The sequence below is a fragment of the Bacteroides sp. HF-4919 genome (assembly GCF_018860125.1).
Genome location: NZ_JAHKNF010000006.1, coordinates 305,592 through 318,044 on the forward strand (window position 1 = coordinate 305,592; position 12,453 = coordinate 318,044).

Sequence of the window (12,453 nt, forward strand, 5' to 3'; positions counted from 1 at the left end):
CTTAATAATCCTTTTCGTTAGCCAGATTCCAGACGTTAAGGAAAGAGGCCTTAGATATTTCAACCACTTTATCCCAATTCAGACGGTCTGCATGGTCAGAAGGCTGATGGTAATCGGGATGACCGTCGGTATGATACCAAATGATGGGAATACCGGCTTTGGCAAACGAGCCGTTATCACTTCCGCCCACCGGCTTGTCCCAAGGGCGGTAATTGGGTTTTAACTGCAAGCCGTACTTCTTAATGTCTTCTTTCAGCCAACGCCCGAAAGCCGGATTGGCTTCTGTATAGAAATAAACCACATGCTTGGGATTTTGCGGCTGATTGTTACGACCAATCATATCAAAATTCAGATATCCTTTTATCTGCTTGATGAACGGACACTCCTGCACAAAGTATTTCGATCCGAGGAGCCCCTTCTCCTCTCCGTCCCAAAAGGCAAAGATCACATTCCGTTCCGGCTGCTGGCCACTTGCCACAAAAGCCTTGGCTATTTGCAGTACGGCCGATACTCCGGAAGCGTTATCATCGGCACCATTGTAAATCTGGTCACCGTCCAGGGCAGGATCAATACCCAAATGGTCAAAATGCGCACCGACAATCACATACTCATCCGTCTTCTTTCCGGGAATCATACCCAATACATTATTCATTGACAGTTTCTGATGTACCACTTGTTTCAGTTTGGCTATCGAGTCCGGATGCACTTCCAGACGTCCCTTCTGCTGGCGTTCCTTGCGATAAGCATCGAACGGCTGATAGTAGCTTTCACCCAACGGGCGGACTCCCATCTCTTTCAGTAGGGAAACGATGTACCGGGCAGCCACACGCGAACCGTGGAATCCGGCTTCACGTCCCTGTAATTCATCATCGGCCAAAAAGCCGATATAAGCCTCGGCAGCCTGACGGTTAATACTTTTCAGCCCCTTTTCGACCGGGGTCTGGGCACACAAAGTAGTGGCGACACACCACATAAAGACAGTAATCAGGTGTTTTCTTTTCATGATCGGGATGTTTCTGTTTTAGTTCATTTAGCACATTGCAAGGACAAATATACGGAATAATACAAATTAATAAGTACCTTTGCGAAAATTTGATTCGTAATTATGTGGATACTTATAGTTGGTCTGGTGTTGCTCGCCATCGTGGCAATGATTGCTGGGTATATCCGCAACAAAAGGCTGCAAAAGAAAATAGATAACGGAGAACTGGACAGCTTCCCGGAAGTAAAGGAAGTCGACGTAGAGTGTTGCGGACAGCATGAAGTTTGTGAACGGGACAGTTTGCTGGCTGCCGTCAGTAAGCAAATAGAGTATTACGACGACGAAGAACTGGATACATTTATCGGCAGGGCCCCCGAAGAATATACACCGGAAGAAGCTGATAAATTCCGTGATGTCTTTTATACCATGCAAGACACCGATGTAGCCGGATGGGTACGCAGCCTGCAACTGAGAGGAATCAGCCTTCCCGATGAAATAAAAGATGAAGTCTTTCTGGTAGTAGGCGAACGGAGGATACATCCTTAACCCGCCCGTCTGCCTCACGTTCCTAACAGCTGAACCGTATGGATTTACTACAATATACCTTTTTTCAACACGCTCTCCTGGGAAGTCTTCTGGCAAGCATTGCCTGTGGCATTATCGGTACGTATATCGTAACTCGCCGCCTGGTATTTATCAGCGGAGGTATCACCCATGCCTCATTCGGCGGCATTGGACTGGGACTGTATACCGGCCTCTCTCCCATTCTTTCGGCAGCCGTCTTTTCCGTCTTATCGGCTTTCGGAGTAGAGTGGCTCAGCAAACGAAAAGACATGCGTGAAGATTCGGCCATTGCCATGTTCTGGACACTGGGTATGGCATTGGGAATCATGTTTAGTTTTCTGTCCCCGGGTTTCGCTCCCGATCTTTCGGCCTACCTGTTTGGCAATATCCTCACCATTACACAGACCGACTTGCTGATGCTGGGTATTCTTGCCATCCTGCTAATCCTGTTCTTCACCTTGTTCATCCACCCGATTATATACATCGCTTTCGACCGTGAGTTTGCCCGTTCGCAAGGCATTCCGGTCGTAGTGCTGGAATATATCCTGATGATGTTCATTGCCCTGACCATCGTTTCCTGTCTGCGCATGGTGGGGATTGTACTGGCAATCTCGTTACTGACCATTCCGCAAATGACAGCCAACCTGTTTACGAACAAGTTTAAACGCATTATCTGGTTATCGATTGCCATCGGCTATCTGAGTTGCCTGGGAGGTCTGCTGATCTCTTACCGCCTGAATGTTCCTTCGGGAGCATCCATCATCTTCTTTTCTATTCTTATCTATATTGCCTGTAAGATAGGAAAGAGCCTTTTCAGAAAGAAACAATAAACCAACATACAAGTATGGAAATCAAGATTCAATCACTGGAACAAATTCACGAAGCTGCCCGCGAGTTCATCTCAGCCATGGGCGATAACACGGTCTTTGCACTCTACGGAAAGATGGGAGCAGGTAAAACGACTTTTGTCAAGGCACTTTGCGAGGAGCTCGGAGTATCGGATGTCATCACTTCACCGACTTTTGCCATTGTAAACGAATACCGTTCGGACGAGAACGGAGAACTGATCTATCATTTTGACTTCTACCGGATCAAGAAGCTGAGCGAAGTATACGATATGGGATACGAAGACTACTTCTATAGCGGTGCACTTTGTTTCATCGAATGGCCGGAGCTGGTAGAAGAATTATTGCCGGGAGACGCCGTGAAAGTAACCATTGAGGAACTGGAGGACGGAACAAGAAAAATAGTGATCAACGACTAATCATCCGAAGAATGGCCCCTCAATATTTTGTACAGGGAATATTTGCCACCGCAGGGCTCATAGCCCTGCTGGCATCTATACTCAACTGGAACTGGTTCTTCACCGCTCAAAATGCACAACTGATCGTACGGAATGTCGGCAGAGGACGTGCCCGGCTGTTCTACGGACTACTGGGAGTCATTATGATAGGTATGGCTGTCTTCTTCTTCCTCAATACGCAACCCGTATCAGAGTAACTGGCGCGATTTCATTTCCAGATATTTATTGATCACATCAATCGACAGCTTATCAGGAGTTGTCAGCAGCGAGTAAATGCCATGCTGTTTCAAAGTTGACACAATCAGTCTCTTCTCGAACGCAAACTTCTCTGCGATGACGTGACGGTAATAGTCCTCGGTAGTCACCGACTTGCCCGCTATATACTCTTTCAGATCGGCATCCTCAAAGAATACAACCAATACTCTGTGTTGCCGCGCCAATTGTTGCAGGTAAACTAATTGCCGGTTCAGGCTGGTCATATTACTAAAATTGGTATAAAGCACCAGAAAGCTACGTTTATTCACATGCTTGCCCAAGTGCCCGCATAAGGCAGAAAAGTCCGTTTCACCAAATGTTGTTTCCTGTTTATAGAGGTTCTCAAGCAAAGTCTGCATCTGACCGACTTGTTTGGAAGCAGGAACAAACGTATCGAAATACTCGTTAAACGTAACCAGCCCGGCTTTATCGTCCTTCCGCATAGCTACATACGAAAGCACCAACGAGGCATTGATGGCATAGTCCAGCAATGTCATGCCACGGAAAGCCTGCTGCATCACACGCCCTTTATCGATCACGCTGTATATCTGTTGACTGCGCTCGTCTTGATAGACATTGACCATCAACTGATGACGGCGTGCACTGGCCTTCCAGTTTATGGTGCGATAATCGTCTCCCTTTACATACTCTTTGATTTGTTCAAACTCAGTCTGATGCCCAGCCCGACGAATACGCTTGATACCGAGTTCAGTCAGGTTATCGCTCATAGCCAGCAGCTCGTATCGATGGAGCATCAGGTAAGAAGGATATACCTTAACGGTTTCAGGTCTGCCACAGGTAGCCCTGCGGGATATTAATCCGATTCGGGTAGTCGTAAAAACGCGGATGAATCCGAAACCGTATTCTCCCCTGCGAGTCGGCCTCAACCGATAGGTAAGCGTCTTTCCCTCATTAGGTAAAAGCGACAGCTCGAAGTGTACATTCCTTTGCTGAAATATGACCGGCACTTCATCTATCACGATCAAACGGACGGGATAGGAATAACGGCTCTCTATACGCAGGCTGACTTCGTTATCATCACCGTTAGAAAAACGTCCGGCACACTGACGGAAAGCCTGGATACCCTTGGTGCGATACAACAGATATCCATCGAAAGCCAGAGCAAGCAGCAGCGCAAGCAGCCCTAACTGTCCGATGATAAACAGAGAACCGAACAGGTATCCGCCACCTAACAAGAGGATGACGACAAGGACGAGTATATAGAAACGTTTGGTCAGGAACATAATTATTTGGGTACTTCCACTTTATCAATCAACCGCTGAGTCACCTTGACAGGCAAATAACCTTCCATCTCTGCTTCCGCAGTCAGAATCAGGCGATGCTGCAACACATAAGGTGCTACAAACTTAATATCCTCCGGCGTTACGAAGTCACGTCCCTGTAAGAGAGCATAGGCTTTGGATGCCTGCAACATAGCCACCGAAGCACGGGGAGAAGCTCCCAGATACACAGCTTTACTGGTACGGGTTTGTTGGGCAATCAAGGCAATGTACTGAAGCAGAGTACGGTCAACAAATACCTTTTCCGTCAATCGACGAAGAGAAAGCAGTTCTTCACGGGTAATCACCGGTTGTATCTCTTCCAGTTTTACCAAGGCGGCATTAGTGTGATGGCGTTCCAGGATATTGATTTCTTCATCAAGTGACGGATAGTCCATGGTAATCTTCATCAGGAAACGGTCGAGTTGGGCCTCAGGCAACTTATAAGTTCCCTCCTGCTCCACCGGATTCTGGGTTGCCAGAATAGTATATAGTTCTCCCATCCGGTAAGTTGTTCCGTCGATACTGGCCTGACGTTCTTCCATGACTTCGAAAAGAGCGGACTGCGTTTTGGCGGGTGCACGGTTAATTTCGTCTACCAATATGATATTGGCAAAAACAGGTCCCCGATGGAAATCAAATTCATTGGTTTTCATATTGAAAACAGTCGTACCCAGGACGTCACTCGGCATCAGGTCGGGTGTAAACTGTACACGGCTGAAGTCGGCATCTATCAAACGGGCTGTCAGGCGGGCAAGTAAAGTCTTGGCTACTCCCGGCACTCCTTCTATCAAGACGTGACCGTTAGCCAAAATAGCTGTCAACACCAAATCGACAGTACGTTCCTGCCCCACAATAACGGAAGCGATCCGGCTTTTCAGTTCCTGCATCTTCTCTGAAAAAAGAGTCAAATCGGTACGCGGAGTTTCTTCTCCATGCATATCATTCATATTTTCTTCCATATTCTTTTTATTTATCAAATTCATATTTCATTCCTCCCACAGCTTTCTTCTTCCGAAAAAAGGTCAGGGTTGAGGCTTTTCTATCTCGTTCATCCCGTCAATCAGATCTTTCATCAACGTCTCGCCGACTTCCTGCTGCCCGCGAATCACGGGACGGAGCTTACGGAACAGATTCCGGACTTTTTCTTCATCAGTCCCTGTTTTCCGGGAAATCCGCCTAGACAAGGCATTGTCATCACTGTCATCTTCCACATCCACCTGAATATTCCTCCGCAGGCTCTCAGCAAAGTAAATAAACTTTTTGCGCACAAGATCAGCATGATTCTTCTTTTGATAATATAAAGTACCGATCAACTCGGCAAACTCAAGATTACGGTTTGCAGGCTCACGAATCACCGGAATAGCCCTTTGCCTTCTGCGGGCGGTAAATACCATAAAGAGCACCAATACCAGCATCGTCAGGTAAAGCGCCCACTTCAGAGGACGCTGGGAAAGGAAGTAACGAAAAGGAGATACCTCAACCTGTGCTCCCACCCCATAGGCTTCGGTACGGACTACCGGTAAACCTTTCAAATGAGAAAGCAGACGGAAAAGGTAGGCTGCATTGTCGCCATCGAGCATTCCATAGTTGGTAAACAATAACGGAGTAGTGACCAAAACAATCTCTCCGCTCCCTATCGGACGACTAAGGGCCACGGGCGGAAAACAATCCGGCAAACTGTCATTGAACATTTGCATCGAATCAATCCGGCTGGTAGCTAAGGGTAGAGACAACGAATCGTATTTTGTGAAGTAAATGCCACATAAATGAGGATAAAAACGAAAAGTACGCTTATCATATACTGCTGAATCCCCAATCCAGCAGACACTGTCACGCTCCAATAAATTGCCCGCATACTCTTTCATCCGTCTCGGATTAAAATAAGCATACGAATTGTCGAATCCCAACGTATCAGACAGTGAAGTACTGAAAGAGGAAGCGGCTATCAATATCTTGTTTCCCCTTTGGGCCAGATCGAGCAAAGCATTGAGATCCGCCTCCACCAGATTGACATGTTGAGTAATGACAAGAATACTCCGGCAGGAGTCACTGTCAGCAGCGAACTGATAGAATGTCTTGCGCGAAAGAAAATATCCATCCGGAAGAGAGGACTTCAAGACATCATCAAACACGGCACACCCCAGTGGCTGGTGATCATGTTGTGCAAAGGTGGGATTCCAGACGAATTTCTTCGGCAGATGAGATTCTACCACAAACATGATCAGCAAAAAGAGAACGATCCCGATAATAAACCAACGACTGCTTCTCATACATCCCCTCCCTTCCTGATTTGAGTTTGCAGAGCTGCCAGCTCTTCAAAAAGAGACTCGGAAGCGGGAAAATTACCATAACGTACCCGTAAGAAACCATGGGTCAGATTCCTGAAAGGAGTACGAAGTATCTCCTGCTTTACCTCATAAATATATTCTGTAGGAGTCTTATAAAGTTGCCAATCTATCCGGCCGTCATCGCTCAACAGTTTAAGGGTCTGCAAATAAAGCAGACGGATGGCCTCCCGGTAATCCTTGCGGTCTATGGCACGCCTGATCTCTGCATCAAAATCGACTCCGTAAATGGTATCTTCGTGGACACTATAGTTTACAGGACCTCTGCGTGAACGCATAAAAAGCTCGGGACGCTTTTTATAAAGAAACCAGAGGATCAGCAACAGGATAAGAATAGCAATAATAATCAGGATAATGCCGGAATACTCCTCAGCAAAACGACTTCCGAAAATGGCACGAAGTAACTTGGAGAGCTGCATACTGAGCCACCCGTAGATATCAATCTCAGGAGTCATCAGTTCACGGTTATAGTCATAATCCGGATTGGATTGCCAAAAAGCAACCCTTGCGGTATCGCAGACCAATGTATCAGCTTGCAACGTCATTTAAAGTCGATCATAATTGCTCAAATTTATCTATCTCGCTTTCTACCGAAATGCTATCTACCACCTCACTGGCATGACCGTATTGATATACCATACCAATCAAAGAAAATATCATAGAAAGATAGGCACCAAAAGTCTGGACGATAGCCAACAGATAGACCATGAAACTATATCCGGCAGAGATGGTCAGTTCATTCTGTGTATCGCTCAGCATAAAGAAGTATTTTACGATAGTGGCAATATACCACGGAGTCGTAGTAACTCCCTGCAATACACTGGATATCAAACCCATGACCAGAGATACTAAAAAGACACCGCCCCATGTGGCAAATCCCAGACGGAAAGTTTTCCAGAAAGCTGCAAGAATGCCGATCTCCTCGAACAAGTAAATCGGAGTAAACAAGGCTAACGGCACTGCACAGGCTATCAGCAACGGAATAGTAAGCAAAAGCGTGAACGGAGAAGCTACAACCAGAATCCCCATAACAATGCCCACCACTATAGTAAGGCCTATACAGAACAGTACCATAACCAGCAGCCGTCTTATATTCTTGAACAGAAAAGGTTTCAAGTCGGCAAACGTCACACCGGCCAACCGTTCTTCGCGCTGATTATAAATCTGCATCAGTCCGTAAATAATAGAAGTCAGCAATATAGAACCTACCAGATAGCAGAGAAACATCAGTCCGTAATTTACCCAGAATTGCATTCCGATGGCCGCTAAAGAATTGGTCCCGGCCTCTTTGGCAGCTGCAATTCCCATTGCTCCTCCCATAATTCCATTCATGCTGATGGCTTGAATCAGACATAACGGCAGAATCAAATAGGTACAGAACTTCAACATCGGTTTCCAGTTCTCTTTTATAAAGTCCATGGTCGCATTCAGTTTATCACCAAAAGGACGCTTCACATATAAAGCAATTTTAGGTTTTTGTGATTCCATGAGTTTTTCTGTTTGGTAAATAAATATAGTAATAGATAATAAATGACAGTGACAATAGAATGATGCCCAACCGCAAAACATCGGGTAATTCGGTATGACGCGTGATAAAACCTTCGATAAATCCGGCCATTATAAAGATAGGAACTGTACCTACTATAATTTTCAGCCCTTTCTTGGCTCCCCTCATAAAAGACTCTTTACGGGAATAAGTTCCGGGGAACAGCCACCCGTTTCCTAAAGCCAGCCCTGCAGCACCGGCTACGATAATGGCCCATATTTCCAAAGTCCCATGCAACCAGATCGCAAGCATGGATTCGCCCAACAAACCATGTTTAAAGAAAAAGGTCTGAAAAGCACCGAGCATCACTCCGTTATTAAACAGTAACCATCCTGTTCCAAAGCTGGTGAGCAACCCCATTGCAAAGACATTGAAAGAAACCATGATATTATTTAAAGTAATACCCAGAAACATAGGTACCTCTTCCGAACCGTTGTACACAGCCATCGGCTCACCACGCGCTATGTTATCAAGTGTCATATCCACATAGCCGTTGCCCAGAATCAGGCGGACGAAGTTATCATCATTCGCTGCTGAAACAATGCCCACCAATACGCTGGCCAAAAAAATCAGGACCGAAACCAACAACTCTTTACGAGCATGGTACATCGTTTGCGGAACCTCTTGCGTCCAGAAAGTAAAGATACGGGTCCATTTCTCCTTCTTATTGCGATAAATCACATTATGAAGAGCCGAAGCCAGATTATTCAGATAAATAGTAATGCGGGAAGACGGATAATGAGTTTGTGCAAACGCGAGATCTGCCGTAAGTTCCGTATAAGCATCGGCAAGACGGTCAGGAGTCAGTTTATCTGCCTGCTCCACCACCTTCTCAGTCTCTTTCCATTTCTCAATATTCCGACGTATAAACGTTACCTCTTTCATCCAACCGGTTCGGCTCCGGATAAGTTTTGTCCGAAACCGGAAGCAAAAGTAAGAGAATTATGATATATTTGCAACCAAAACTAAAAAATGTTTAACCGGAAATGACGGAATCGACTATGATTGTCACACTTTAGAAGAAATCGGATTAACTCTGCTTAAAAACAGTCACTCACTCTTCTCTTCTGTTTTTCTAATTTCACAGAAAGCCTATATCCGCTCCTCGGTATCGTTTCAAGTGCGATGTCGGGATCAGCAACAAGGTATTTTCGTATCTTGGATATTAAATTATTAGTACTCTGTTCATTTCCTTCAGTATTTCCCCATAACTCCATTTCTATTTGCCTTCTGCCCACTATGTGGTTTTTATAAACAAGTAAAAGCCTTACTAACTTATATTCGGATTCACTCAATTGTTTAATAACTGTCGAGTCATCAGCAAATAAAATCCTGGTTTCGGCGTCAAGCGACAAGGAACCTATCCGAAGTTGGGACGGACGTTGTACAGCAAACCTTTCAACATACGCAATTAATTCTTCAGCGTGAAAGGGCTTTTTAAGATAAGCCATCGCACCCGCTTCCAAAGCCTGTACAACCCAATGGCTCTCCGTATGAGAAGAGATAAACAGAACAGGAACATTCGGTGCTATCACTTTTATTTCCGGAGCGACTTCAATGCCATTCTGATTTCCGATCTCCACATCAAGTACAATGATATCCGGATGAGCTTCTGTTATGCAAGCTTTGGCTCCGTTTAAAGTAGTCTGATAAAAGACTTCGTAGCCTTTTTCCTGTAAGATGATGGTACAAATACGTCCAAACGTAATATCATCATCAATAAAAAGAATTTTAATTTTCTCCTCCATACTTTATTTTTCCGGAATATAAAACGTAAATACACTTCCTTCATTCTCACGGCTCTTGAATTGGATTTTGCCACCATGCGCCCGGATAATATGCCGGACATATGCCAATCCGATACCATATCCTTTCTGCATTCGCAATGCTTCCCGGGGGACCTGATAATACTGATTGAATAGCTTTTTTTGATACTTCGGGGCAATTCCCCAACCATTATCTATCACTTTAATCTGTATTTCTTGTGAGATTTTTGTTATTTCAATCTGTATTTTCACTCCATCATCGGCATATTTCAACGCATTTTCTATCAAGTTCTTCATCACGTTTTCTAAATAACCTCTGTCTGCCGGACACGTCAATCCGGGTGCTTCGTTTATAACCTCAATACTATGTGGCTTAGCTTTCAATTCAACACAGATGTCATCAATTGCCGCTTGTACTATTTCTTCCGGATTTATTTCGGTTTTGTTCAGAACAATGGGTTGCGCCGTTCCTCTGGCACAGACCAATATAGACTCGATTTGCGCCGCTTGGTGTCCGGCACGCTTTATAACTTCAGCCATCAATTCTTTCTTCCGAAAATCTGATTCCGTTTCCATAAGCCAGCCGGTTAAAGTGACAAGTGCATTCAATGGTGATTTGAGGTCATGAACAATCCCATTCACACTCACTTCACGCCTCTCTAACAGTTCATCTTTTTGACTAATAACTCTTAACTGATGGATAAGACATCCCACAACAAACGTTATAATCAATGCAAAAACAAGAAGGGAATAAAACATTTTGGACAGGATAGCGTCATAGGGCAGTTTGGACTCTATTTGCATATAAAGCAGCCCCTTCGTCCCGATAGCTTCCCGTATTTTGATAACCCGACGCTCCCCCCGCAAAGAAGTGTTCCCCAAAGAATCAACCATTTTTCCCTCCTTATCATATAAGGACAGGTAATGGTCTGTTTTCAAACCCGATAACTCTTCCCGAAGAAGACTGTCTATAACAGGTAATACAGGAAATATCCGATTAGAGAGTAATTCGTCTTGCTCTAATTGTGCAAGAAATTCAGAAACATTCCGAACTATGTCATTCTGTTTTAAAAGTACTAAATCAATGGTGTCACCTTTGTATCCGGCTCGTTCCTTTTCAGAGACACATCCGGCAGACTTGATAAGAATAGGGGTCTTAAATTCCTCTACATACCTGAATCTAAGCTCTACTTCTTTTCCAATAGCATCTAAGAAAGCTTTATTTACTTGTTCGGTATATTGCTCCTCATATCTCTGGTACATACGAACTATCCAAAAGGCCTGAAGAAAAATAAAAGCTACAGAAACGAAAACAGTAAATAATAGTTCTTTCCTCATAGAATTAAGTCTGGTTATTTCTTTTTGACAAATATAAGGGAAGTTTTCAATATAACAAAGAATTCGTAATTTTAAGGCCGTTTTTAAGTCTTGTCCAATACCTGTTTGAAGGTTATTTAAGAATGTTGTTTCATTTTACGCCTCTCTAAAAGCAAGATGACAAGCCATCCCCAAAGGGAAATCTTACATTCTGACAGTTGCATTCCATACTGGCACTTTGTATTTTAAAAGGAGGCTGTATACGTCTATTTCCGTCCACAATGACGAAAGATACAAAAGAAGCCTGTATTTCACCGTTAGTCTAAATCAAAAAGCAAACCATTCCACCTTATTTCGGCCACTATGAATAAATAAAAGCACATTCTGCAGACATTTTATTTAAATAAGTTCCATCTCTCTGTCGGAAAGTTACATCAGCAATATCCATTTCGAAATTCCAAGTAGCTTCAAAAAACACCATTTTCATCTCTCCCTTTTACGAAATTAACTTCCTACGGATAAAACATTAACTTCTTACAGACAAAAGACTAACTTCTTATGCAGAAAACATTAACTTCTTTCGGGAAAAGAAGTTAATGTTTTGATGACAAAACCGGAATATTTAACCGAAAAGGTAAGAAAATTCGCATACAAATACCCTATTTATGTATTTTACTCCTCTATTAGGAAGATTTCGAAAAAGATCGCGTTATTAAAAGAGAGATAAAAATATCCTTTTCATGCAAAAACGCAAATAAACAAATCTATTTGCACAACCCTTTCCCTCTGCGTACTCGTGATAAAATTTATCCATATAACCAAAAGACATGGATTTGATTATAAAAATATTAGGTATTGATTATAAAACATTTGAAAGCCCCACACTACCTTTGCGGTATAAGTTAACCTACTGAAACTGATATGAAAAAATCACGATGTATAAAGTCTCCTATATGGGTATCATTCCTTTTAAATACTCTTGTCTTGTCCGGTTGTATACAACCGAACAACAGCAGATACCCAGATAAGATTCACGAAGTTCTCAAGTTATCTCATAAAAACAGAGAAGAGATAGAGAAAGCTCTGGATTTT

At 43.8% G+C, this 12,453-nt stretch carries 13 protein-coding genes; 4 read left to right on the plus strand and 9 right to left on the minus strand.

Annotation, left to right across the window (positions count from 1 at the left end; genetic code table 11):
- Position 1: 1 nt before the first annotated feature.
- Complete coding sequence (locus KO473_RS12600; protein WP_005818295.1) at positions 2-1,003, minus strand: M28 family metallopeptidase; 1,002 nt, start codon at positions 1,001-1,003, stop codon at positions 2-4.
- A 102-nt stretch (positions 1,004-1,105) separates the two neighbouring features.
- On the opposite strand from KO473_RS12600, the gene KO473_RS12605 reads away from it, so the two are divergent.
- From KO473_RS12605 to KO473_RS12620, 4 genes are read left to right on the plus strand one after another with little or no spacing between them, the layout of a single operon-like run.
- Entirely contained in the window at positions 1,106-1,528 is a 423-nt protein-coding gene (locus KO473_RS12605) for a hypothetical protein (RefSeq protein ID WP_005775423.1), read from the plus strand.
- A 38-nt stretch (positions 1,529-1,566) separates the two neighbouring features.
- Positions 1,567-2,376 (plus strand): metal ABC transporter permease, encoded by an 810-nt coding sequence (locus KO473_RS12610; protein WP_005810522.1) that lies wholly within the window; start codon positions 1,567-1,569, stop codon positions 2,374-2,376.
- A gap of 14 nt (positions 2,377-2,390) precedes the next feature.
- The gene (tsaE, locus tag KO473_RS12615) at positions 2,391-2,810 is read left to right on the plus strand and encodes a tRNA (adenosine(37)-N6)-threonylcarbamoyltransferase complex ATPase subunit type 1 TsaE (RefSeq protein ID WP_005784762.1); all 420 of its coding nucleotides are present in this window, start codon (positions 2,391-2,393) and stop codon (positions 2,808-2,810) included.
- An 11-nt stretch (positions 2,811-2,821) separates the two neighbouring features.
- Positions 2,822-3,046 carry an immunity 17 family protein gene (locus KO473_RS12620; protein ID WP_005796270.1) on the plus strand — a complete coding sequence of 75 codons (225 nt, stop codon included), beginning with the start codon at positions 2,822-2,824 and terminating at the stop codon, positions 3,044-3,046.
- Here the strand turns inward: KO473_RS12620 and KO473_RS12625 are convergent.
- From KO473_RS12625 to KO473_RS12660, 8 genes are all read right to left on the minus strand, one after another.
- The gene (locus tag KO473_RS12625) at positions 3,038-4,348 is read right to left on the minus strand and encodes a DUF58 domain-containing protein (protein ID WP_005784758.1); all 1,311 of its coding nucleotides are present in this window, start codon (positions 4,346-4,348) and stop codon (positions 3,038-3,040) included. The two genes, KO473_RS12620 and KO473_RS12625, sit on opposite strands and share 9 nt — an antisense overlap.
- Positions 4,349-4,350: 2 nt before the next feature.
- Positions 4,351-5,346, minus strand: a complete 996-nt coding sequence (locus KO473_RS12630) for a MoxR family ATPase (protein ID WP_005818293.1) — start codon at positions 5,344-5,346, stop codon at positions 4,351-4,353.
- Between the two features lie 63 nt (positions 5,347-5,409).
- On the minus strand, positions 5,410-6,657 hold the full coding sequence (locus tag KO473_RS12635; RefSeq protein WP_005818291.1) for a DUF4350 domain-containing protein: 1,248 nt from the start codon (positions 6,655-6,657) through the stop codon (positions 5,410-5,412).
- Positions 6,654-7,277 (minus strand): DUF4129 domain-containing protein, encoded by a 624-nt coding sequence (locus KO473_RS12640; protein WP_005784753.1) that lies wholly within the window; start codon positions 7,275-7,277, stop codon positions 6,654-6,656. The genes KO473_RS12635 and KO473_RS12640 overlap by 4 nt, the downstream gene beginning before the upstream one ends.
- Before the next feature lie 10 nt (positions 7,278-7,287).
- Entirely contained in the window at positions 7,288-8,220 is a 933-nt protein-coding gene (locus KO473_RS12645; RefSeq protein WP_005818289.1) for a hypothetical protein, read from the minus strand.
- A complete protein-coding gene (locus KO473_RS12650; protein ID WP_005784748.1) occupies positions 8,201-9,163 on the minus strand; it encodes a stage II sporulation protein M in 963 nt (320 codons plus the stop codon). The genes KO473_RS12645 and KO473_RS12650 overlap by 20 nt, the downstream gene beginning before the upstream one ends.
- Positions 9,164-9,318: 155 nt before the next feature.
- Positions 9,319-10,026 (minus strand): response regulator transcription factor, encoded by a 708-nt coding sequence (locus KO473_RS12655; protein ID WP_005775412.1) that lies wholly within the window; start codon positions 10,024-10,026, stop codon positions 9,319-9,321.
- Between the two features lie 3 nt (positions 10,027-10,029).
- A complete protein-coding gene (locus tag KO473_RS12660; protein ID WP_005818287.1) occupies positions 10,030-11,382 on the minus strand; it encodes a sensor histidine kinase KdpD in 1,353 nt (450 codons plus the stop codon).
- Between the last annotated feature and the right edge of the window lie 1,071 nt (positions 11,383-12,453).

Excerpts from the sequence above, each read along its gene's own strand:
- KO473_RS12600 (WP_005818295.1), bottom strand. The coding sequence starts at position 1,003 with ATGAAAAGAAAACACCTGATTACTGTCTTTATGTGGTGTGTCGCCACT.
- KO473_RS12605 (WP_005775423.1), top strand. The coding sequence starts at position 1,106 with ATGTGGATACTTATAGTTGGTCTGGTGTTGCTCGCCATCGTGGCAATG.
- KO473_RS12610 (WP_005810522.1), top strand. The coding sequence starts at position 1,567 with ATGGATTTACTACAATATACCTTTTTTCAACACGCTCTCCTGGGAAGT.
- tsaE (WP_005784762.1), top strand. The coding sequence starts at position 2,391 with ATGGAAATCAAGATTCAATCACTGGAACAAATTCACGAAGCTGCCCGC.
- KO473_RS12620 (WP_005796270.1), top strand. The coding sequence starts at position 2,822 with ATGGCCCCTCAATATTTTGTACAGGGAATATTTGCCACCGCAGGGCTC.
- KO473_RS12625 (WP_005784758.1), bottom strand. The coding sequence starts at position 4,348 with ATGTTCCTGACCAAACGTTTCTATATACTCGTCCTTGTCGTCATCCTC.
- KO473_RS12630 (WP_005818293.1), bottom strand. The coding sequence starts at position 5,346 with ATGGAAGAAAATATGAATGATATGCATGGAGAAGAAACTCCGCGTACC.
- KO473_RS12635 (WP_005818291.1), bottom strand. The coding sequence starts at position 6,657 with ATGAGAAGCAGTCGTTGGTTTATTATCGGGATCGTTCTCTTTTTGCTG.
- KO473_RS12640 (WP_005784753.1), bottom strand. The coding sequence starts at position 7,277 with ATGACGTTGCAAGCTGATACATTGGTCTGCGATACCGCAAGGGTTGCT.
- KO473_RS12645 (WP_005818289.1), bottom strand. The coding sequence starts at position 8,220 with ATGGAATCACAAAAACCTAAAATTGCTTTATATGTGAAGCGTCCTTTT.
- KO473_RS12650 (WP_005784748.1), bottom strand. The coding sequence starts at position 9,163 with ATGAAAGAGGTAACGTTTATACGTCGGAATATTGAGAAATGGAAAGAG.
- KO473_RS12655 (WP_005775412.1), bottom strand. The coding sequence starts at position 10,026 with ATGGAGGAGAAAATTAAAATTCTTTTTATTGATGATGATATTACGTTT.
- KO473_RS12660 (WP_005818287.1), bottom strand. The coding sequence starts at position 11,382 with ATGAGGAAAGAACTATTATTTACTGTTTTCGTTTCTGTAGCTTTTATT.